20 protein-coding genes are annotated in these 22234 nt (G+C 70.1%); 11 read left to right on the top strand and 9 right to left on the bottom strand.

All coding sequences use genetic code 11. From position 1 onward, the window contains the following. From Q0480_RS10915 to Q0480_RS10905, 3 genes are all read right to left on the bottom strand, one after another. On the bottom strand, positions 1-1580 hold a 1580-nt coding region (locus Q0480_RS10915), incomplete at its 3' end, for a DNA translocase FtsK (protein WP_299132814.1). A gap of 1 nt (position 1581) precedes the next feature. Beyond that, positions 1582-2811 (bottom strand): aminotransferase class I/II-fold pyridoxal phosphate-dependent enzyme, encoded by a 1230-nt coding sequence (locus tag Q0480_RS10910; RefSeq protein WP_299132813.1) that lies wholly within the window; start codon positions 2809-2811, stop codon positions 1582-1584. A gap of 92 nt (positions 2812-2903) precedes the next feature. Further along, entirely contained in the window at positions 2904-4232 is a 1329-nt protein-coding gene (locus tag Q0480_RS10905) for an amidase (protein WP_299132811.1), read from the bottom strand. A gap of 85 nt (positions 4233-4317) precedes the next feature. Here Q0480_RS10905 and Q0480_RS10900 point away from each other — a divergent pair, with 85 nt between their 5' ends. From Q0480_RS10900 to Q0480_RS10880, 5 genes are all read left to right on the top strand, one after another. Further along, entirely contained in the window at positions 4318-5544 is a 1227-nt protein-coding gene (locus tag Q0480_RS10900; RefSeq protein WP_299132810.1) for an FAD-dependent monooxygenase, read from the top strand. A gap of 114 nt (positions 5545-5658) precedes the next feature. Then, positions 5659-7437 carry an ABC transporter transmembrane domain-containing protein gene (locus Q0480_RS10895; RefSeq protein WP_299132808.1) on the top strand — a complete coding sequence of 593 codons (1779 nt, stop codon included), beginning with the start codon at positions 5659-5661 and terminating at the stop codon, positions 7435-7437. A gap of 93 nt (positions 7438-7530) precedes the next feature. Beyond that, a complete protein-coding gene (gene lysM / locus Q0480_RS10890) occupies positions 7531-7977 on the top strand; it encodes a peptidoglycan-binding protein LysM (protein WP_299132806.1) in 447 nt (148 codons plus the stop codon). Between the two features lie 73 nt (positions 7978-8050). Then, complete coding sequence (locus Q0480_RS10885; protein ID WP_299132805.1) at positions 8051-9955, top strand: acyl-CoA synthetase; 1905 nt, start codon at positions 8051-8053, stop codon at positions 9953-9955. 70 nt (positions 9956-10025) lie between these two features. Beyond that, the gene (locus Q0480_RS10880; protein ID WP_299132804.1) at positions 10026-10985 is read left to right on the top strand and encodes a magnesium transporter CorA family protein; all 960 of its coding nucleotides are present in this window, start codon (positions 10026-10028) and stop codon (positions 10983-10985) included. Between the two features lie 13 nt (positions 10986-10998). On the opposite strand, the gene Q0480_RS10875 is transcribed toward Q0480_RS10880, so the two are convergent. Then, positions 10999-11154: a hypothetical protein gene (locus Q0480_RS10875; RefSeq protein ID WP_299132803.1), complete on the bottom strand. Its 156-nt coding sequence runs from the start codon at positions 11152-11154 to the stop codon at positions 10999-11001. Between the two features lie 308 nt (positions 11155-11462). On the opposite strand from Q0480_RS10875, the gene Q0480_RS10870 reads away from it, so the two are divergent. After that, positions 11463-11783 (top strand): hypothetical protein, encoded by a 321-nt coding sequence (locus Q0480_RS10870; protein ID WP_299132802.1) that lies wholly within the window; start codon positions 11463-11465, stop codon positions 11781-11783. 118 nt (positions 11784-11901) lie between these two features. On the opposite strand, the gene Q0480_RS10865 is transcribed toward Q0480_RS10870, so the two are convergent. Then, on the bottom strand, positions 11902-12117 hold the full coding sequence (locus tag Q0480_RS10865) for a SlyX family protein (RefSeq protein WP_299132801.1): 216 nt from the start codon (positions 12115-12117) through the stop codon (positions 11902-11904). A gap of 1 nt (position 12118) precedes the next feature. Beyond that, on the bottom strand, positions 12119-13426 hold the full coding sequence (locus tag Q0480_RS10860; protein WP_299132800.1) for a hemolysin family protein: 1308 nt from the start codon (positions 13424-13426) through the stop codon (positions 12119-12121). 163 nt (positions 13427-13589) lie between these two features. Between Q0480_RS10860 and Q0480_RS10855 the strand changes: the two genes are divergently transcribed. The 4 genes from Q0480_RS10855 to hisG all read left to right on the top strand — a co-directional run bounded on the left by Q0480_RS10855 (position 13590) and on the right by hisG (position 17490). Next, positions 13590-14087 carry a flavin reductase family protein gene (locus Q0480_RS10855; protein WP_299132799.1) on the top strand — a complete coding sequence of 166 codons (498 nt, stop codon included), beginning with the start codon at positions 13590-13592 and terminating at the stop codon, positions 14085-14087. Positions 14088-14152: 65 nt separating this feature from the next. After that, positions 14153-15649 carry a histidine--tRNA ligase gene (gene hisS, locus Q0480_RS10850; protein WP_299132798.1) on the top strand — a complete coding sequence of 499 codons (1497 nt, stop codon included), beginning with the start codon at positions 14153-14155 and terminating at the stop codon, positions 15647-15649. 3 nt (positions 15650-15652) lie between these two features. Further along, positions 15653-16804, top strand: a complete 1152-nt coding sequence (locus tag Q0480_RS10845) for an ATP phosphoribosyltransferase regulatory subunit (RefSeq protein WP_299132797.1) — start codon at positions 15653-15655, stop codon at positions 16802-16804. Continuing rightward, the gene (gene hisG / locus Q0480_RS10840) at positions 16795-17490 is read left to right on the top strand and encodes an ATP phosphoribosyltransferase (protein ID WP_299132796.1); all 696 of its coding nucleotides are present in this window, start codon (positions 16795-16797) and stop codon (positions 17488-17490) included. Before Q0480_RS10845 ends, hisG begins: the two co-directional genes overlap by 10 nt. 15 nt (positions 17491-17505) lie before the next feature. On the opposite strand, the gene Q0480_RS10835 is transcribed toward hisG, so the two are convergent. Both Q0480_RS10835 and Q0480_RS10830 read right to left on the bottom strand, forming a co-directional pair. Continuing rightward, positions 17506-17961, bottom strand: a complete 456-nt coding sequence (locus Q0480_RS10835; protein WP_299132794.1) for a hypothetical protein — start codon at positions 17959-17961, stop codon at positions 17506-17508. A 2-nt stretch (positions 17962-17963) separates the two neighbouring features. Then, positions 17964-18404, bottom strand: coding sequence for a DUF1489 domain-containing protein (locus tag Q0480_RS10830; RefSeq protein WP_299132793.1), 441 nt, complete (start codon positions 18402-18404; stop codon positions 17964-17966). Between the two features lie 142 nt (positions 18405-18546). Here Q0480_RS10830 and Q0480_RS10825 point away from each other — a divergent pair, with 142 nt between their 5' ends. Further along, entirely contained in the window at positions 18547-21417 is a 2871-nt protein-coding gene (locus Q0480_RS10825) for an adenosylcobalamin-dependent ribonucleoside-diphosphate reductase (protein WP_299132792.1), read from the top strand. Between the two features lie 127 nt (positions 21418-21544). Here the strand turns inward: Q0480_RS10825 and Q0480_RS10820 are convergent. Beyond that, a partial coding sequence (locus Q0480_RS10820; protein WP_299132791.1) for a translation initiation factor IF-2 associated domain-containing protein occupies positions 21545-22234 on the bottom strand: 690 nt, incomplete at its 5' end.

Genomic DNA, 22234 nt, shown 5'->3' with positions numbered 1-22234 from the left:
AGGATCATGGTGTTGATCGCCACCGACTTGCCGGAGCCGGTGGTGCCGGCGATCAAGAGATGCGGCATGCGGGCGAGGTTCGCGACCACCGGCTCGCCACCGATATCCTTGCCAAGCGCCAGGGGCAGGGCGTGGGCGCTGTCACCAAAACCCTTGGCGGCGAGGATCTCGCGCAGGAGCACCTTCTCGCGCAGTTCGTTCGGCAGCTCGATGCCGATCACGCTGCGGCCGGGAATCGTCGAGACGCGGCAGGCGAGGGCGGACATCGAGCGGGCGATGTCGTCGGAAAGGCCGATGACGCGGCTCGCCTTCAGGCCGGCGGCGGGTTCGAGTTCGTACATGGTGACCACCGGGCCGGGGCGGATCGAGGTGATCTCGCCGCGCACACCATAGTCGTCGAGCACGTTCTCCAGCATCCGCGCGTTCTCCTCCAGCGCGTCGGTCGAGAGATGGTGGCGGATGATCGTGCTCGGGCTCTGCAGCAGCGACAGCGGCGGGCTCTGGTAGTCGCCGCCCTCGGCCTCGGACAGCGCGAGTTCCGGCTCTTCCTCGGAGCGGGCCTTGCTGCTCTTTGGTTGTGGCTTCGGACTTGGGACACGGACGCGCGGCTCCGCCGGCTGGTCGCGCGCGACCAGCGGCTCGGCAATGTCCTCGCGCTCCAGGATCTCGACATCGAGGTCGCCGGCGGTGAGCGGCGGCTGTGCCCGCCCGGGCCGGGGCGCGGCGTCGGTCTCGCCGCGGGCGCGGACGGCGGCGGTGATCCGCGCCATGACGCCGTCCTCGGACGGCTCCAGCGCCGCGGGGTTGAAGCGCGGAATGGCGCCGGTCGGCGTCGGCCGGGGCGTGGCCGCCTGCGCCTCGGCGCGGCGGGCGCGGGCCTCGACGGCGAGGTTCTTCGCCGCGACCGCGCCGCCGGTGGCGGAAATGACCGCGCGCCCGGTCAGTTTCAGCAGGCCGGCGTAAACCATGATCGAGCCCATGCGCAGGAAGCGCAGGAAGGCCGAGGTCTCTTCCCAGGTGACGCCGAGCGCGAAGGCGGTGGAGAGCGCGAAGACGAGGCCGAGCGCGAGGCTGACGAGCGGCAGGGCCACCGCGACCGAGAGCGGCAGCGCCGAGAGCATCGCGCCGAGCGCCGCGTCGCCGAGCAGGCCGCCGAGGCCGTAGTCGTGCGGCCAGCCGTCGAGCGGGACATGGGTGGCGGCGAAGGCGGCGGCGGCGAACATGGCGACCGGCGTCGCGATCGCCCGGCTGACCGCGCGGTTCTCGCCCCGATGCAGCAGCAGCCGCAGGCCCCAGACGCCGAGCGCGACCGGCAGGCCATAGGCGGCCCAGCCGAGCGCGCGGTGCAGCGGATCGGCGATCGAGGCGCCGACCAGGCCGAGCGCGTTGCGCGGCGCCGCGTCGGTGGCGCTGAACAGGCTCGGATCGTCGGGAGAATAGGTCCAGATCACCGCCCAGGCGAGCGCGCCGAGGCCGATGAGGATGAGGCCGAGCAACTCGGTGCCGCGGCGGCGCAGCGCCTCCTCGGTATCGCTCTCGACCAGCCGGGTCCGGCTCTTGGATTTGGGACGCGCTGCCATGTTACCCTGCCTTCTGCATACCGGTCTTCGGGGCCGATCCGGGCGCGCCCGGGCCGAGGATGTCGCGGATCGCGGTCAGGCCGCGGGCGACGGAAGCATGGTCCGCGACGAGGGCCACGCGGATATAGGGCGCGCCGGGATTGCCGTGGTCCGGCGTCTCGCGGCCGAGGTAGGCGCCTGGCAGGACGCGGACGCCGCTCTCCTGCCAGAGCTTCACCGCGGCGGCTTCGCCGTCGCCGACATCGAGCCAGAGAAAGAAGCCGGCGCCCGGTGGAACGTAGCGCGGAAAGGCGCCGAGGATCGCGTCGGAGAGATCGAACTTGGCGCGGTAGAGCGCCCGGTTGGCCTCGACATGGGTCTCGTCGCGCCAGAGCGCGGTCGAGGCGCGCTGTATCGGCAGAGGCGACGGCGCGCCGCCATAGGCGCGCAGCTGGCGCAGCGCCGCGATGCCGCGCGGCCCGCCGGCGGCGAAGCCGGAGCGCAGACCGGGCGCGTTCGAGCGCTTGGACAGCGACTGGAAGATCATCACCCGCTCGGGATCGGCGCCGGCCGCGCTTGCCATCGCGAGCCCGCCCGGCGGCGCCGTGTCGCGATAGATCTCGCCATAGCATTCATCGGCGAGAATCCGGAAATCGTGGCGCTCGGCCAGCGCGATCAGGTCGCGCCAATAGGCGGCGTCGGCCACCGCGCCCTGCGGGTTCGAGGGCGAGCAGAGATAGCAGAGCGTCACCCGGTCGAGCACCGCCTTCGGCAGGCTGGAGAAATCGGGCAGAAAGCCGGTCGCCGCGGTGGCGGGCACCGGGATCGGCTCGGCGCCGACCGCCAGCGCCGCCGCGCCATAGGCCTGATAGAAGGGGTTCGGCATCAGGATCGCCGGCCACTGGCCCGCCTTGTGTTCGGGCGAGAGCGCGATGGCGGCGTTGAACAGCCCTTCGCGCGTTCCGTTGAGCGGGATCACCTGCGTCTCGGGGTCGAGCGCGACGCCATGGCGGCCGGCGATCCAGTCGGTGATGGCGGCGCGGAGGTCGGGCGCGCCTTCGTTCGGCGGATAGAGCGCGAATTCGCCCGCGTGCTCGGCGATGGTCCGGGCGATGATCTCGGGCATCGGATGCTTCGGCTCGCCGATGGTCATGGCGAGCTCAGGCCCGCCCGGGGCGAGGTCGCGGAGCAGCCGCCGCAAACGCGGAAAGGCATATTCCGGCAGCGCGGAGAACCGCTCGGGCAACTGCATCGACTTGGCCTCAAGATGTCGGGATCGTGCTCGCCCCGTTCACGAAGGAGTGTAGACGGCTTCCGCCTTCGGGTCCAGCATCTTGCAGCGCGTCATCCCAGCGCGCCCTCGGCCGCCGCTCCGAGCCGCAGCAGGCGCGACTCGGCCCCCGGCGGCGCCATCAGCGAGACGCCGCAGCTTGGCTCGCCGGTCGGCAGCGTCAGCGAGCAGCCGCCGAGCAGGTTGCCGATCCGGGTGTTGCGCAGGGTCAGCAGGTTCTCGGTGGCGAAATACTCCGCGTCGGACAGCAGGCGGTCGACATTCGGCGGCAGGTTCGGCGCGGTCGGCACCAGCACCGCGTCATAGGCGGCGGTCGCGGCGTGGTAGCTGGCCCGCAGCGCGTCGAGCGCGCGCCAGCCGCGCACGAAGTCCGGCGCCGGTACGGTGGCGCCGGCGCGGAACCGCTCGCGCACGGGGACAAACATCAGATCCGGCCGCGCCTCGATCGTCTCGCCCCAGATGCCATAGGCCTCGGGCGCGAAGAGCAGGGGGGCGAGTGCCAGCGCCTCGCCGATCATGGGCGCGGCGCTCCGCGTGACGCGGGCGCCGGCGGCGGCGAGGCGGGAAACCGCGTCCTCGAAGGCGGCGCGCGGCTCGGGCCGGGTCGGTTCGAGCGCGGGATCGTCGAGCACCAGCAGCCGCGCGCCGGAGAGCGCAGCGCCCGCGAGGTCGGTCGAGGGCCCGCCGAGGAGCGCGAGCAACAGCGCCGCGTCCTCGACCGAGCGGCAGAGCGGCCCGACCGTGTCGAAGCGCGGGCAGAGCGGCACGACGCCGGCCAGCGACAGCAGGCCATGCGTGGTCTTCAGCCCGACGAGATCGTTCCAGGCCGACGGTACCCGGACCGATCCGCCGGTGTCCGAGCCGATGCCGGCGGCGGCGAGCCCGAAGGCGACCGAGGTCGCCGCGCCGGAGGAGGAGCCGCCGGGCGCGAGTTCGGGATCGTTGATATTGGGCGGCGTCGCCGTCACCGGATTGAGCCCGAGCCCCGAGAAGGCGAGTTCGGTCATATGGGTCTTGCCGAGTGCCACCAGCCCGGCCCGGGAGGCGCGGGCGAGCACCTCGGCGTCGGTGTCCGGCACGCGGTCGCGCAGGAGCGCCGAGCCCGCCTCGGTCGCGACGCCCGCGCTGTCGAAAAGATCCTTCCAACTGACCGGAACGCCGTCGAGAAGCCCGCGGCGCAGGCCCACCCGGGCACGGTTCGCCGCCGCGTCCGCCTCGGCCCGGGCGCGTTCCGGCATGGTGCGCGCATAGATCCCCGTCCCCTGCGGATGGCCGTCGATGGCCGCGAGATAGACCTCGGTCAGTTCGCGCGCGTCGATGGTTTCCGCTTCGAGCCCGCGGCCGAGATCGGCGGCGGTCATCCAGAGCCAGCTGTCCGACATCGCATCCCCTTCGCGTGGTTTCGGCCGAGCCTATCCGCCGCCTTCGTGGTGGACAATCGCCGCTTCCGCGCGATAAGCGACGGCGATGGCGCGGGATTGCGATGTTCTGATCGTGGGGGGCGGCCTCAATGGCCCGGCGCTGGCGCTGGCGCTGGCCTCGGGCGGCGTCTCCTCCATCGTTCTGGACAGCCAGTCGATCGAGACGCGGACCGACCCCGATTTCGACGGTCGCGCCTATGCCCTGTCGCTGACGTCGCGGCGGATGCTCGGGGCGCTCGGCCTCTGGCAGGGTCTCTCGGGCCGCGCGCAGGCGATCGCGGAGATCAAGATCAGCGACGGCCGGCCCGGCGAGGGCGCCGCGCCCTGGTTCCTGCATTTCGATCATGACGAGATCGACGAAGGTCCGATGGGCCACATGATCGAGGACCGCTACCTGCGCGTCGCGCTGATCGAGGCGATGGCCGCGACGCCGCTCATCGCGCATCGCGCCGGTGCGACCGTCATCGGTCAGGAGACGGGCGCCGGGGCGGCTTCCGTCTTTCTCGACACCGGAGAGTCGCTGAGCGGGGCCCTGCTCGTCGGCTGCGACGGGCGTGAGAGTCAGACCGCGGCGCGGGCCGGCATCGGCCGAGGCGGCTGGTCCTATCGTCAGACCTCTCTGGTCTGCGCGGTGGAACACGAGGCGCCGCACCACGGCGTCGCGCATCAATTCTTCATGCCGGCGGGACCGCTCGCCATTCTGCCGCTGCCGGGCAACCGGAGTTCGATCGTCTGGACCGAAACCGCGGCGCGGGCGGCGGCGATCGGCGCGCTTTCGCCGGAGGCCTATCTCGCGGAGCTGCGTCCTCGGTTCGGCGATTTCCTCGGCGAGATCGCGCTGGCCGGAGGGCGTTACAGCTATCCGCTGGCGCTGTCGCTCGCGAGCGATCTCGTGGCCCCGCGGCTCGCGCTGGCCGGCGACGCCGCGCACGGACTGCATCCACTGGCGGGGCAGGGGCTGAACCTCGGGCTGCGCGACGTGGCGGCGCTGGGCGAGGTGGTGGTGACGGCGCACCGGCGCGGCCTCGATATCGGCGCGGCGGATGTGCTCGCCGACTATCGCCGGTGGCGGCGGATCGACATCGCCCTGCTCGCGGCGGCGACGGACGGATTGAACCGGCTGTTCTCGAACGACAATCCCGCGCTTCGACTCGGCCGCGACCTCGGGCTCGGCCTCGTCAACCGCGTGCCGGGCCTGCGCCGCGCCCTGATCCGCGAGGCGGCCGGGCTGACAGGCGACCTGCCGTCGCTGCTCCGGGGACAGAGTCTCTAGGCTGGGGAAACCGCGGCCAGACCCCCGCGGCGATGCGCCATGCTTGTCCGGACGGCACGGCCTTGGTAATGCCTTTCCCGGCAAGCTTTGGGTGTGCGAGCTGGGGGTGCGAGTATGGCGGAGGGGAAACCGTCGGAGCGGGACAAGGCGCGGACCGTCGGGCCACTGCGCGGACTGGTGCCCTTTCTGCGCCCCTATCGCGCCCTGCTCTGCGGGGCGCTGGCCGCGCTGATCGTCACCGCGATCCTTTCGCTCGCCCTGCCGCTCGCGGTGCGGCGGGTGGTGGACGGCTTCTTCGACGAGTCGCTCTATCTCATGGACGCCTATTTCGGCGGGGCCATTGCCATCACGGCGCTGCTGGCGCTCGGCTCGGCGGCGCGGTTCTACATGGTCACGCTCCTCGGCGAACGGGTGGTGACCGACATCCGCAAGGCGATCTATGACAAGGTGATCGGCCTCAGCCCCGGCTTTTACGAGCGGCTGATGACCGGCGAGGTGCTGTCGCGGCTGACCACGGACACGACGCTGGTCCTGTCGGTGATCGGCTCGTCGGTGTCGATCGCGCTCCGCAACCTGCTGACCCTGATCGGCGGACTGGCGCTCCTCGCCTTCACCTCGCTGAAACTGACGGGTCTCGTGCTGATCGGCGTGCCGCTGGTGGTGGTGCCGATCCTGACGCTCGGCCGCAAGCTCCGCGCGCTCAGCCGCGAGAGCCAGGAAAGGATCGCGCAATCGAGCGCGCAGGCCTCGGAGACCCTGCTCGCCGCGCAGACGGTGCAGGCCTACACCAACGAGGACATCAGCCGCGGCGTCTTCGGCCATCTGAGCGAGCAGGCGTTCGTCGCCGCCCGGCGGCGTATCGTTACCCGCTCGGTTCTGACGGCGATCGTGATCTTTCTCGTCTTCACCTCGGTGGTCGGCGTGCTCTGGATCGGCGCGCGCGACGTGCGGGCCGGGGGCATGACGCCGGGCGAGCTGGTGCAGTTCGTGATCTACGCCGTAATGGTCGCGGGCGCGGTCGCCGCGCTGTCCGAGATCTGGGGCGAGTTGCAGCGGGCCGCCGGCGCCACCGAACGCATGGTCGAGTTGATCGAGGCGACGGACGCGATCCACGATCCGGTGGCGCCGCTCGTCATGCCGGCGCGGGTGCGGGGCGAAATCGCCTTCGAGGACGTGACATTCCGCTATCCGACGCGGCCGGAGATCGCCGCGCTCGGCGGGCTGACGCTCAATATCCGCGCGGGTGAGACGCTGGCGCTGGTCGGGCCGTCGGGCGCGGGCAAGACCACCATCTTCCAGCTCCTGACCCGGTTTTTCGATCCGGATGCCGGGCGCATCCTGCTCGACGGGTTCGACCTGCGCGACGTGACGCGCTCGGATCTGCGCTCGCAGATCGCGCTGGTGCCGCAGGAGCCGGTGATCTTCGCCACCTCCGCGCGCGAGAACATCCGCTTCGGCCGCCCCTCGGCCAGCGACGCGGAGGTCGAGGCGGCGGCGCGGTCGGCGGCGGCGCACGAGTTCCTGTCGCGCCTGCCCGAGGGCTACGACACCTATGTCGGCGAGCGCGGCGTGATGTTGTCCGGCGGGCAGAAGCAGCGGATCGCGATCGCCCGGGCCATCCTGCGCGACGCGCCCGTCCTCCTGCTCGACGAGGCGACGAGCGCGCTCGACGCCGAGAGCGAGCGGGCGGTGCAGAGCGCGGTCGAGACGCTGGCCCGCGACCGGACCACGATCATCATCGCCCACCGGCTCGCCACCGTGAAGCGGGCGGACCGCATCCTCGTCTTCCAGGAGGGGCAGTTGGTGGCCGAGGGCACGCATGGCGCGCTGGTCGCCGAGGACGGACTCTATGCCCGGCTGGCCCGACTGCAATTCACCGACGGGGCGGCCTGAACGTCTTGATCGAGCTTTCGCAGCACCCGGTCCCGGGTTGCGCTCCGACGTCCGAATGTGCCTGATGCGCCCGAAGCCGTTTGGGAGGAAAGCATGGGACTCTGGGATTTCGTGAAGAGCGCGGGCAAGGCGCTCGGCGTCGGTGGCGCGGAGGCGGCGGAGCCGACGCCGACGCCCGAGGCGCTGAAGAAGGAAGTCGAGAACCTCGGCCTCAAGGGCGAGGGGCTGGAGATCACGGTTGATGGCGACACGGTCAAGGTTTCGGGACGCGCGCCGACGCAGGAGGAGAAGGAAAAGCTGATCCTCGCCGTAGGCAATGTCGCGGGCGTCGCCAAGGTCGAGGACGCGATCGAGACGGCGGAGTCGGCGGCCGCGCCGGTGTTCCACACCGTCGTGAAGGGCGACAACCTGTCGAAGATCTCCGAGAAGTATCTCGGAAAGGCCTCGCGCTATCCCGAGATATTCGAGGCCAACAAGCCGATGCTGACCCATCCGGACAAGATCTATCCCGGCCAGGTACTGCGCATCCCCGCGAAGTAGCGGGCTTGCGCGCGGCCGCGACGCCCCGCAATATCGCCGGACCAGCGGGCTCGCAGCGGCGGGGAGAGGCGGCGTGATCCGGATCGCGACACTGGCCGACACGCGCGCCGTCGAAGCCGAGATGCCGCTCGAGCGGCGCTGGACGGCGCGAAGCCTCCATGAGCAGCTGGCCGAGACCGCCGGGCGGTTTCCGGATCGGCCGGCGATCAGCTTCCAGCTGAAGTCGGGGCCCGGCGACCGGGCCCTGACCCTGACCTGGGCGGAGTTCAAGGCCGAGGTCACGCGGCTCGCGAACCTGCTGCGCCGGCTCGGGGTGGGGCCCGGGGACTCCGTGGCCTACGTCCTGCCGAACGGGCTCGAAGCGCCGGCCGCGCTGCTGGCGGGGGCGACGGCGGGGGTCGTGACGCCGGTCAATCCGCTGCTGAGCCCGGACGCGATCGCCGGACTCCTGCGCGAGGTCGGGGCCAAGGTGGTGATCAGCCTCTGCCCCTTCCCGAAGTCCGACGTGGCGAACACCGTGACCGCCGCGCTGGCCGAGGCGCCGGGCGTCGAATATCTGCTCGAGGTCGATCTTGGCCGCTATCTCGCCCCCCCGCTCGGCTGGGTGGCGCGCTTTCTCGGCAAGCGGCCAGCGCATCGACACGCGGCGAAGGTGCTCGATCTGCGCCGCGAGATGGCGCGCGAACGGTCCGACGCGCTCGATTTCGCCGAAACCTTCGACGATCGCTTCTGCGCGCGATTCCATACCGGTGGCACCACCGGCCTGCCGAAGATCGCCCAGCACCGGGCGCGCGGCATCCTCTACAATGGCTGGTGCGGCAGTTTCTACATGTTCACCGAAGCCGACGTGCTGATGTGCCCGCTGCCGATGTTCCACGTACTCGGCGCCTATCCGATCCTGATGTCCTGCCTGGCCTCCGGCGCGCAACTGGTGATGGTGACGCCGCAGGGCTATCGCGGCGAGGGGGTGTTCGACAGTTTCTGGAAGCTGATCGAGCGCTGGAAGGTCAGCTTTCTCATCACCGTGCCGACCGCCGCCGCCCGGCTGATGCGGGTGAAGGTCAATGCCGACGTCTCGACCCTTCGCCTTGCGATCAGCGGTTCGGCGGCGATGCCGGTGGAGCTCTTCAACCGGTTCGAGGCGGCGACCGGGGTCCGGGTTCTCGAAGGCTACGGCATGACCGAGGCCACCTGTCTCGTCTCGATCAATCCGCCGTTCGGGGAACGCAAGATCGGCAGCGTCGGCCTGCCCTTCGCCTATACCGACCTGCGCATCCTGCGTTGCGACGGCGCGGGGCGGGTGACGAAGGTCTGCGGCGTGGACGAGAGCGGCGAGATCTGCGTGCGGGGTCCGGGGGTCAACACGGATGTCTACGCCGACCCCGAGAAGAACCGCGGCATGCTGACCGAGGACGGCTTCCTGCGCACCGGCGATCTGGGGCGGCTGGACGCCGACGGCTATCTCTGGATCACCGGTCGGGCCAAGGACCTGATCATCCGGGGCGGGCACAATATCGACCCGGCCCAGATCGAGGAGGCGCTGATGCGTCATCCGGACGTGACCTTCGTCGGGGCGATCGGCCAGCCGGACGCGCATTCGGGGGAAGTGCCGGCGGTCTATGTCGAACTGGCGCCCGGGGCCTCGACGACGCCCGAGGAGTTGCTGCGCTTCGCGAGCGACCATGTCGCGGAGCACGCGGCCGTGCCGAAGCATCTCGAAGTGCTGCCGGAATTGCCCAAGACCGCCATCGGCAAGATCTTCAAGCCGGAGCTCAGGCGGCGGGCGATCGCGCGGGTCTATGGCGAGGCGCTGGCGGCGGCGGGCCGACCCGAGACAGTGGTCGAGGTGGCGGAGGACCGCCGCCTCGGGCTCGTCGCGGTGCTGGCGCCGGGACCGGGCGGGCCGGACGACGCGGGCGTCGCCGCCGTGCTCGATTCCTTCCTCACGCCCTGGCGCTGGCAGGGCGCGGAGCATTGAGGCCTTCCTCTCGCCGCGATTGTCGCTAGGGTCGCCGCGGGCACGGGGCCGTCAGCTAGGAACGAGATCAATGATTCAGGGTTACGCGGCGGTGGATGAGCGGCTGGTCCGGGTGGCGGATCCGCTCGACGGGGCGCAGGACGTGATCTGGCTCGATCTGGCCGACCCGACCGAGGCCGAGGAGACCGCCGTCGAGGAACGGCTCGGCATCGACGTGCCGACTCGCGAGGAGATGGAGGAGATCGAGGATTCGAGCCGCCTCTATGTCGATGAAGGGTCGCTTTTCATGACCGCGACGCTGCTCTCGGCCGTCGCGACCGGCTATTCCGAGCGTGGGCCCGTGACCTTCATCCTGACCGGGCGAAAGCTGGTGACGTTGCGCTATCACGAGCCGAGCATGTTCCGCACCTTCCCCGCCCGGGCGGAGAAGTCGGGCCTTGGCTGCGTCGATGGCGAGTCGGTGCTGCTGGCGCTGCTCGACGCGATCGTCGATCGGCTGGCCGATATCCTCGAGAAGGTCGGCCACGACCTCGAACTGGTGTCGCGCGGATTGTTTCGGCGGGAGATCACCGCGAAGGGGTCGCGGGACTATACCCACGTGCTGCGCGAGATCGGGCGGCTCGGCGACCTCGCCTCGAACGTGCTCGACAGCCTCATCTCGGTCGAGCGCATCCTGGTCTTCATCGCACCGGCGAATGGAGCGGTGAAGGAAAGCAAGGGGCGCCTGAAGACCCTGTCGCGCGATATCCGGTTCCTGACCGAGCACGCGTCCTTCCTGTCGCAGAAGGTCACTTTCCTGCTCGATGCGACGCTCGGCATGATCGGGATCGAGCAGAACGCGACGATCAAGATCTTCTCGGTCGCGGCGGTCGTCTTCCTGCCGCCGACCTTGATCGCCTCGATCTACGGCATGAATTTCGGCGTGATGCCAGAACTGCACTGGCCCTGGGGCTATCCATTCGCGATCGGCCTGATGATCGCTTCGGCGCTGGTCTCGTTCTGGGTCTTCAAGAAACGTGGCTGGTTGTAGCGCGGTTCGGCGCTCAATGGCCGTCGTTTACCACCGGGACGCGATCAACCGGGGCGGAGCGTTCGCCCTCCTGGGTCAGGGTGATCAGCGCGTCGTCGAGCCGTTCCGCCAAGGCGTGCAGTCCGTTCATCGCCGCGTAGACACGGAGTTCCGACAAGATGTCGAACATCTGGGAGTTGTTCTCGGGCAAGTACATGGCGGATCCGGACTCATGCGCACAGGCTTCCGTCTCCTCCTATGTCACATTCCGTCGGCTGCGATAGAGGTAATTTGAGTTAAGCCCCCGCATCGGCCGGTTTTCTCCCATACAGGTTAAGCCCGGATCGGGGCGCGATCGTTCGAGCCATTGCTCGCCGTCAGACCATCGCGGGACGCTTAAACCCACGCTTTCATTTGAGTTTGCCTGTCGAACATGCTGCAATCGACGCGCGAACGAGGGGCAGTCCCGACAAGGGGCGCCGATCGCGGGAGGAAATCATGGAAGCACTGATCCCCATCATCATTCAGGCGATCTCCGGCATCGTCGGCGGTGGAATCGCGGGCAGTCTCGTCAAGGCGGCGGCGATCGCGACGCTGCCGAAGCTCCTTTCCGGAGCGGTCGGCGGCGTGGCCGGGGGTACGCTGCTCGCCAGCCTGCTTGGCGGCGGGGCGGTCGATCCCGCCGCGACGGCCGACGCGGCGACGGCGGCGGGAGGCCTCGATATCGGGGCATTGCTCGCCCAGGTGCTCGGCGGCGCGGTCGGCGGCGGCGCGCTGACCTCCATTGTCGGGGCGGTCATGGGCGGCGGCCGGCGCTAGAGCAACATTCCACCAGACGGAATCGCCTGCTGTTACAGGATATTGCGTCAAATCAAGACTCTGGAGTGGACGAACCGGCTCTGCCGGATCGGACTCCGCGCTGGCAAGGCCGCGCCTCCTACCAGTGCGGCGGTGGGCGATCCGCCTCCGGCGCGTCGTCCGGCAGCGCGGCCTCGGCGGCGGCGAGCCGCAGCGCCAGACGATCCAGCAGCGCGCGGAGCAGATCGATCTGATCGGCCTGCGTCCGGACGATGTCGCTCAGATCCCGCAGCGTCGCTTCCTGATGGGTCAGGGCGATCTCAAGTTCGATCAGCCGATCCGCGTCGACCGGCACCTCAGTTGTCCTCGCGGTCGTCCGGATCGACCTTTTCGGCGAGAATCTTGTCGATGCGACGGTTGTCCATGTCGACCACCTCGAAGCGCCAGCCGAACATGGTGAAACTGTCGCCGGCTGTCGGGATGCGGCGCATCTGCTCCAGAACGAAGCCGGCCAGCGTCGCATAGCCGCGCGTGCCGAAACGCTGGACGCCGAGCAGGTCGGCGACCTCGTCCACCGCCATCCCGGCATCGAGCAGCCAGGACCCGTCCTCGCGACGCACCGCCTCCGGATCCTCCTCGAACTCGCCGTCGGGCACGTCGCCGGCGATGCTGATCAGGATGTCCGTCGGCGTGACCACGCCTTCGAGGTCGCCGTATTCATCGACGACGATCGCCATATGGACGCGCGTCGCGCGGAACTGTTCGATCAGCTTCAGCGACGGCATCGCGGCGCTGACGTAGATCGGCTGCTGGGCGATGGAGAGCAGGTCCGAGCCGCCGGTGCGAATGAGTTCCAGCACGTCGCGCACATGGATGACACCGAGCACCTCGTCCGCGTCCTCGCCGCCGCGCAACGGATAGCGCGTGTGGCCGTGGCGGTGGATCTCGTCCATCACCGCCTCGATCGGATCGGTGATCGACAGCCAGGCGAGTTCGCGTCGCGGCACCATGATCACCCGCACCGGCCGGTCGGCGAAGCGCAGTACGCCCTCGATCAGGTCGCGCTCGGTTTCCTCGAAGACGCCCGACTCGGTGCCCTCGGCGATCATCGCCTTGATCTCGTCTTCGGTCACCGTGCTCGCATTGGCGCCATGCGCCCCGATCAGGCGCAGCACCGCCTCGGTCGAGGCGCGCAGGAACCAGACGATCGGCGTGCCGATCGCGGCGAGGGCGGTCATCGGTCCGGCGACGAAGGCGGCGATCGGCTCGGCATGGCGGAGCGCGAGACGCTTCGGGACCAGTTCGCCGATGATCAGCGAGACATAGGTGGTGGCGACGACGACGACGGTCAGCGCGATCGGCTGCGACCAGCGGGCGAGCCCTGGTGCCACGTGCTGGATCACGCCGGCCAGTGGCGTGGCGAAGGTGGCACCACTATAGGCGCCGGCGAAGATGCCGATCAGGGTGATCCCGACCTGGACGGTGGAAAAGAATCCGGTCGGATCCTCGGCCAGCCGCAGCGCCTTGGCGGCGCCGCGCACCTTGTCGCGCGCCATCTGCTCGAGCCGGCTGCGCCGGGCCGAGACGATCGCGAGCTCCGACATGGCGAAGAAGCCATTGAGCAGGATCAGAAAAAGGACGACGAGCAGTTCCCAGACCAGCATGCGACGGCCGCCCCCCGCGCGGCTCCTCGTGAGGTCCGATGAACGCCCCCCTCCCGCTCTATAGCGGCTCGGACCGCGCTCCGCCAAGAGTGGTTTTAGTCGACACCCGGCGCCCGCCCGCCTATGAAGCGCATCTGACCGTGGCGGCGAGGCGAGAAGGCGGGTGTTGGACTTCACCGAACGGGATCTGAGGAACGCCCTCGGTCGTTTTGCGACCGGTGTGACCGTGGTCACCACCCTCACCGCGGACGGGCCGCTCGGCATCACGGCGAACAGCTTCGCCAGCGTCTCGCTGAACCCGCCGCTGGTGCTCTGGTCGCCTGCGCGGAAGTCGAGCCGGTTTCGCGCCTTCGAGCGGGCGCCGTTCTTCGCGATCCATGTCCTCGGCGCCGGACAGCGCGGGCTGGCCGATCGCTTCACGCGGGTCGGTCATGATTTCGGGGGGATCGAATTCTCCGCCGGGCAGAGCGGCACGCCGCTGATCGACGGCTGCGCGGCCCGGTTCGAGTGCCGTCACGCCGCGGGCCACGACGGCGGCGACCATCTGATCGTCGTCGGCGAGGTGCTGCGCGTGGTCGAGAACGAGGTGGCACCGCTCCTCTTCCACCGCGGCGTCTATACCGCGCTGGCGGGCGCGGACGGCGGGGGCGACGGCGGCTGATCTTGCCCCCGACCGCGCGCCCGCGGTAGAGGGCGGGCGAAACAAACGCGGCGGACGCCTTCGAGATGGCCAAGGACAAGGAAAAGAAAACCCGCCGCCCGCGCGCCGAGACGCCGCGCGGCTTTCGGGACTATTTCGGCGCCGAGGTGCGGGCGCGCGCCGGCATGTTGTCGGCGATCACCGAGGTCTATCACGCCCATGGCTTCGATCCGCTGGAGACGAGCGCGGTCGAGACGGTCGAGGCGCTCGGCAAGTTCCTGCCCGACGTCGATCGGCCGAACGAGGGCGTCTTCGCCTGGAAGGACGAGGACGAGGACTGGCTCGCCCTGCGCTACGACCTGACCGCGCCGCTGGCGCGGGTCTATGCCCAGCATCGCCAGACGCTGCCGACCCCGTACCGGCGCTATCAGGTGGGGCCGGTCTGGCGCAACGAGAAGCCCGGTCCGGGGCGGTTCCGGCAGTTCTATCAGTGCGACGCGGATACGGTGGGCGCGGCCAGCATGGCGGCGGACGCCGAGATCTGCGCGATGCTCGGCGAGGCGCTGGAGGCGGCGGGGATCGCACCGGCGGATTACGTCATCCGGGTCAATAATCGCAGGGTTCTGAACGGGGTGATGGAGGCGGTCGGCGTGCTCGATCCCGCCGATCCCGAGGCGGGGGCCGAGCGGCGTGGCATTGTGCTCCGCGCCATCGACAAGCTCGACCGCCTGGGCACCGAGGGGGTCGCGGCGCTGCTCGGGGCCGGGCGGCGAGACGAGAGCGGCGATTTCACCCGCGGCGCGGGGCTCGGTCCCGATCAGGCGGCGCTGATCCTCGGCGTCATGGCGGCGGGTGAGGGCGACGGCGCCGCGACCTGCGCCCGCCTGCGCGAACTCGTGGGATCATCCGAGGCCGGTTTGCGCGGCGTGACCGAACTCGAGCAGATCGCCGAGCTTCTCGATTCGCGCGGGTCCGGGCGGGTGCTGATCGACCCCTCGGTGGTGCGCGGGCTCGGCTACTATACCGGGCCGGTCTACGAGGCGGAGCTTACCTTCGAGATCCTCGACGAGAAGGGTCAGCGGCGCCGGTTCGGTTCGGTCGCGGGCGGCGGGCGCTATGATGATCTGGTGAAGCGGTTCACCGGCGAGGCTGTGCCGGCGACCGGCGTCTCGATCGGCGTCGACCGCCTGCTCGCGGCGCTCGCCGCGCACGGGTCGGCGGCGACGGCGGAGCCGGGGCCTGTCGTGGTGACCGTCATGGATCGCGACCGAATGGCCGATTATCAGGCGATGGCGGCGGAATTGCGCGCCGCCGGCATCCGGGCGGAGGTGTTCCTCGGCAATGGCAACATGGGCCGGCAACTGAAATACGCCGACCAGCGCGGCAGTCCGGTCGCCGTCATAGAGGGCGGCGACGAGAAGGCGCGCGGCGTCGCGCAGCTGAAGGATCTGGCGCTCGGCGCCCGGCTCGCGGCGGCGATCGAGACGCACGACGACTGGAAGGCGCAGCCGGCGCAGATCGAGGTCGGCCGCTCCGCGCTGGTCGCCGAGGTTCGGGCGATGCTCGCCCGCGCGCGTGGCTGAACGATGGTTTCGGACCGCGCCTATCTGAAGGGGGCCCGGGTCGGCGGCGGGCTCGGGCGGCTTCGGGCCGAGATCGCGCGCATCCTCGCGGTCTTCCACGCGGCCGGCGGCGTCGAGGTCGAGCCGGCGGCGCTGCAGCCGGCCGACCTGCTGCTCGATCTCTATGGCGAGGATATCCGGGCGCGGGCCTTCGTCACGTCGGACGAGGGCGCGGAACTGATGCTGCGTCCCGATTTCACCGTGCCGATCGCGCGGCTGCATATGGATGGCGGGGCCGAGCCGGCGCGCTACGCCTATTGCGGCCCGGTCTGGCGGCGGCAGGAGATCGGATCGAGCCGGGCGCGGGAATATCTTCAGGCCGGGTTCGAGGTGTTTCAGGACGGCGATCCGGCCGCGACCGACGCCGAAGTGATGGCGCTGATCGTCGAGACGGTGGGCGACGCGCCGGTCGATTTCGTCACCGGCGACATGGGCCTCGCGCTGGCCGCGATCGACGCGCTGGAGACGAGCCTCGCCCGGCGCAAGGCGCTGCGCCGCCACGTCTGGCGGCCGGCGAAGTTCCACGACCTGCTGCGCCGCTATGGTGCCGGGCAGCCGGATCTGACTTTGCGCCGGGCCGAGATCATCGCCGCCGCCGCCGAGGGGCGGGTGCCGGAGATGGTCGCCGCCGCCGGCGCGCCGGTCGGCCTGCGAACGCTCGACGATATCGCGTCGCGCGTCGCGCGGCTGGCGGAGGAGGCGGCGACGCCGCCGCTGACCGGCGGGCAGGTCGATCTCCTGGAGGCGGTGCTCGGCGTGGCGGATACCAGCGCCCGGGCGCTGACGCGGTACCGCGACCTCGCCGCCGACGCGCCGGCCCTGCGCCCCGCCGTCGATCGCTTCGCCGCGCGGATCGAGGCTCTGGACCGGGCGGGGCTCGATCCGGAAACCTTGCCCTTCGAGGCGAGTTTCGGTCGTACCGCGTTGGAATATTACGACGGCTTCGTCTTCGGGGCGATGGCGCGCGGCCGGTCCGACCTGCCGCCGATCGCCAATGGCGGACGCTACGACGCGCTGACCCGGAAGCTCGGCCAAGGCCGGGGCATCGCCGCGGTCGGCGCGATCATCCGGCCAGAGGCGCTGCTGTCGCTGCGCGGGGGGGCGGCATGCGCGTGAAGCTCGGGGTGCCGTCGAAAGGCCGCCTGCGCGACGAGACGGTCGCATGGTTCGGCGCGCGTGGGGTCGAGATCGTGCGGCATGGGGCGGATCGCGCGTACGCGGGGCAGGTGATCGGCCTGCCCGGCGTCGAACTCGTGCTCTTGTCCGCCGCCGAAATACCGCGGGAGTTGGCGGCGGGCCGGCTTCACCTCGGGGTCACCGGGCAGGATCTGGTGCGGGAGGAGATCCCGGCCTGGGCGAACCGGCTGACCGAACTCGCGCCGATGGGCTTCGGCTTCGCCGATCTCGTGGTCGCGGTGCCGGCGCATTGGGTTGATACCCGCGACATGGCCGATCTCGATTCGGTCGCGGCGGAGTTCCGCGCGCGGCATGGCTACCGTCTGCGGGTGGCGACCAAGTACCACCATCTGGTGCGCGGCTTCTTCCAGACGCACGGGGTGGCGGACTACCAGCTTGTCGATAGCCAGGGCGCGACCGAGGGCAGCGTGAAGAACCTGACGGCCGAGGTGGTCGCCGACATCACCTCGACCGGCTCGACCCTGCGCGACAACCATCTGCGGATTCTGGATGACGGGCTGATCCTGCGCAGCCAGGCGACACTGTTCTCCTCGCAGGCGGCGCCGTGGGAGCCGCGCGGGATCGAGACGCTGGCCGGGCTCCGCGCGCGGATGGACGCGGCCTGACGCCGACTGGGCGCGCTATTGAGCGGCGTAGAACTCGAGCCGGGCGCGGAGCGTGTCGCTGCGCCGGGTGGCGAACAGCACGTTGTCGATGCGCGTCGTGCCGTCCGGCGCCGGAACCACCTCGACATACTCGGTCCAGGCCGGCGCGGCGCCGTCCGGGTTCGAGCGGGTGACCGCGATGATCGCGGCGTTGCGGGTATGCGCCTCGCAGACCGGCACCTCGTTGGTATAGCTCTGGAACAGCACCCGCGCCGGCGGCAGTCCGGGGTTGCGCGCGGCGGCGTGCGCGATGTCCTGCGCGAGCGAGTCGCTCAGAAGATCGCGCAGGCCGGCGAGATCGCCGGCGACGGTCAGCCGGCAGAATTCGGTGCCGAGCGCGTCCCAGTTGAACTTGGACTTGCGCTCGGCGGCGCCGGCCGGGCCGGCGAGCAGCGAGATCGCCAGCAGCAGGGCGAGGGAACGCGAGGACATGGTCAATAGACTCCGATGAGGGCGAGTTCGGCGGCCATCGCCGGGGGCAGGGCGGGGCCGTCCCCGAGCGGACCGGCGAGATCGGGCGGCGCGTCCGGCGCCGGGAGATAGCGCCAGCCCTGGAACGGCCGGCGCGGCTGCGGCGCGGTGCGGATCACCTCGGGCTCGAGCACGATCGCGCAGCGCCGGATACCGTCGGCGGCGTCGCGCGGATCGAGGCGGAGGATGCGCTGGCGCGCGAGCACCAGCCCCTTGAAGACCCAGTAGAGCGCCCCGCCATCGAGAAGCTCGGCCTCGCGCTTCGGCCACATGCGCGTGACATGGACCGGTAGCGGCTCCTGCCCGGCGGCGCGATATTCGGCGATCCGCGCGGCCTGCCACTCGAGCAGATCCTCGACGCGGTCCGCCCCGACACAGAGCTTGATAAGGTGCAGACTTGCCACGTTTCTCGTCAATCACTAGCTAGGGGATGTCCCCGCGCCGCAAGATATGCGGCGAAATGGCCATAGTCCAGATCGCCGCGCGGTTGACCGTATCCCGGCTCGGGCCTATCCTCATTTCCCATTTCCGTGAAGGCCGCGCCCAATGAACAAGCCCGACTCCCGGGAATTCCCGCGCCCCGCCGGCACATCCGACCTGCCCTGGCAGGAGGTGAGCCTCGACGTGCTGCGCGAGAAATACGCGAAAGGCGCCGAGCGCGAGCTCGATGGGCCGGAGATGGCGCGCGCGGTGCGGCGCCGGGTGGCGCGCGCGCTCGCCGCCGTCGAGGCCGAGCCGGAGCGCCACGAGGCCGCATTCCTGCGCGCGCTCGAAGACGGCTTCATCCCGGGCGGGCGGATCAATTCGGCCGCCGGCGCCGGCATCGCCGAGGTGACGCTGATCAACTGCTTCGTTCAGCCGGTCGGCGATTCGATCTCCGAGACGGTGGACGGCAAGCCCGGCATCTATCACGCGCTGCGCGAGGCGGCCGAGACCATGCGGCGCGGCGGCGGCGTCGGCTATGATTTCAGCGCGATCCGTCCCCGGGGCGCCAAGGTGCACGGCACCGCCAGCGCCGCCTCCGGCCCGATCAGCTACATGCATGTCTTCGACCAGTCCTGCGCCACGGTCGAGAGCGCCGGCGCCCGGCGCGGCGCGCAGATGGGCGTGCTCCGTTGCGACCATCCGGATATCCTCGATTTCGTCTCTGCCAAGCGCCGGGCGGGGAACCTGAACAATTTCAACATCTCGGTCGGGGTGACCGACGCCTTCATGCGCGCTGTCGCCGCCGACGGACTGTTCGAACTCGTCCATGCCGCCGAACCCGGCGCGGCCCAGGTGGCCGACGGGGCGCGTCGCCGCGAGGACGGGCTCTGGATCTACGCCACGATCCGCGCCCGCGAGGTCTGGCAGGTGATCATGCGCAACACCTACGAGGCGGCGGAGCCCGGGGTGCTGTTCCTCGACCGGATCAACGAGGAGAACAACCTCCACTATTGCGAGCGGATCGAGGCGACCAATCCCTGCGGCGAGATCCCGATCCCCGACCATGGCTGCTGCTGCCTCGGCTCGATCAACCTCACGTGCTTTGTCCGCGATCCCTTCACGCCGGAGGCGCGGTTCGATCGCGCGCGCTTCGCCGAGGTGGTCGCGGTGGCGACACGGATGCTCGACAATGTGCTGACCGCCACCGTCTGGCCATTGCCTGAACAGGCGCGCGAGGCGGCCTCGAAGCGCCGGATCGGGCTCGGCTTCACCGGGCTCGGCGACGCGCTGATCCTGCTCGGCCTGCGCTATGACAGCGCCGAGGCCCGGGCGCTGGCCGGCGATCTCACGCGCGAGATGCGCGACGCGGCCTATGCGGCGAGCGTGGGACTGGCGCGGGAGAAGGGCGCCTTCCCGCTGTTCGAGGCGGAGAAGCTGCTCGCCTCCGGCATGGCGCGGCGGCTGCCCGACGCGCTGCGCGCCGAGATCGGCGCCCATGGCCTGCGCAACAGCCATCTGCTCTCGATCGCACCGACCGGCACCATCAGCCTCGCCTTCGCCGACAATGCCTCGAACGGCATCGAGCCGGCCTATTCCTGGCACTATGCCCGCAAGAAGCGCGAGCCCGACGGATCGATGCGCGAGTATCGTGTCGAGGATCATGCCTGGCGACTGTGGCGCGCCGGCGGGGGCGACGAGCGGGACTTGCCGCCGTCCTTCGTGAACGCGCTCGAAATCTCCGCGCGCGATCACATGGCGATGCAGGCGGCGATCCAGCCCTATGTCTGCGCTGCGATCTCGAAGACCGTGAACGTGCCGGAGGCCTATCCCTATGCCGAGTTCGAGACGCTCTACATGGAGGCCTGGCAGGCGGGGCTGAAGGGCATCACCACCTATCGGCCGAACAGCGTGCTCGGCTCGGTCCTGTCGGTGGAAGGGGCCACGCCGCAGGATCTCGACCAGACCGAGCCCGACCGGCGCATCCGCATCAACGCGGCGCCGCGGGTCGCACTCGCCGCGCTGCGCTGGCCGCACCGGCCGCGGCTCGCCGCCGGCTCGCCGTCCTGGACCTACATGGTCGAGGCGCCGAGCCAGCGTTTCGCGGTCTTCGTCGGCCATGTGGAGAACGGCCATGCCCAGCCGTTCGAGGTCTGGGTGAATGGCGAACAGACACCGCGTGGTCTGGGCGCCTTGGCCAAGAACCTGAGCATGGACATGCGCGCGCAGGATCGCGCCTGGCTGAAGCAGAAGCTCGACAGCCTCGCCAAGACGCCGGGCGCGCCCTTCACCGTCGCCATGCCGCCGGACGGCCGCCCGGCGCCGGTCGCGGGCAATGTCAGCGCCTTCGCCCAGGTGGTGCGCTGGCGCTGCGAGTCGCTGGGGCTCTTCGACGGGCCGGAGGGCGAGACGCCGCTGGTCGATGCGATATTCTCGCGCAAGGAGCCGAAGTCCGGCGTCGATGGCACGCTGAGCTGGACGGTCGATATCCTGAACCCCGGCACCGGTGACGATTTCGCGATGTTCGTCAAGGAATGCCTGCTGCCGGACGGATCCAAGCGACCTTTTTCGGTCTGGTTGTCAGGAGCCTATCCGCTGGAGTTCAACGGGCTGACCAAGTCGCTCAGCCTCGACATGCGGGTGATCGACCCGGCCTGGATCGGCAAGAAGCTGCGCGGGTTGAAGGACCTGCCCGAGGCGCAGGGCGATTTCTTCGCCCGTGTGCCGGGCAGCGAGAAGCAGGCGGTGCAGCCCTCGACGCTCGCCTATGTCGCCCGGCTGCTGATCCATCGCTACGGCATGCTGGGCGTGCTCGACGCCGAGGGCTATCCGCTCGCCGGCGGCGCCACGCTCTGGACCGACGCCCCCGCGCCGGGCACCGCGCCCGCGCTGGTCACGGGGCGCGTCTGCCCCGAGTGCGGTCACCCGACCCTGGTGAAACGCGACGGCTGCGACTTCTGCGCCAGTTGCGGCTACACCGGTGCTTGCGGCTGAGGCGCGCGCGCTCCTGATGAGTCCGGCAATAACAGCCCTTTTCGGGGGTTTTTGGCACCCTTTGGGGTGCCAATTGTCGCCCCCTAAACCATAAGTCGTTGAAAAGGCTCCTCGGAGCGATCGGAGGTCAGCGGAAGAGATGCGCCTGGATGCCGACGAACGCATCCCGGATGGCAGGGACCGGACCGAGATGCCGCTTGGCGTCGTTGGTGCCGCCGTAGCGGATCCGAAGGAAGTCGGCGATCTTGATCGGCGCCAGCTCGGCGATGCCATGGGCCTCGTAGGCGCGGAGCACGTAGTCCAGAAACTCGCGCATTTCCGGCTCGTAGCCCGAAAGGCCAGTCGACCGGGCGGCTTCGGCGCGCTGCCGCTCTTCCTCGGCCAGGCGCAGGGCTTCGGCGCGCTGCAATTCGGCACGCTCGGCGGCCGCCTGCTGCGCCCGCACTTCCTCGACCTTGCGGACGTCCTCGTCCTTCAGCGCCTGTTCCAGCGCCTTCTGCCGCTGCGCCCGCTCATGCGCGGTCAGGGCATGATGGTCGAAGGCCTCCTGCGCCGCGGCTTCCGCCGCGCTCATCAGCTTCGCCTCGGCCTCGCTGACCGCTTCCATCTTGCCGCCGGCGCCGGGGGCGAAGGTGCGCTTCTTCTTCACCTCGACCGCGACGGTCTTCGACCGGCCATGCGGGAAGCTCTGCTTCACCTGGCCGCCATCGACCGTCTTCTTCAGCTCGAGCTTGCCCGGCGAAGACAGCTTCAACGGCTTGCGGCTTGGAGTTTCCGTGGTATCGGTCATGTTCGTTCGGTTCGTCCGTTCTGGTTC

This window comes from uncultured Amaricoccus sp. (assembly GCF_937891315.1).
GTDB lineage: Bacteria > Pseudomonadota > Alphaproteobacteria > Rhodobacterales > Rhodobacteraceae > Amaricoccus.
The sequence above is the reverse complement of the archived record's forward strand: the minus strand, read 5'-3'. Positions and strand labels throughout refer to the sequence as shown.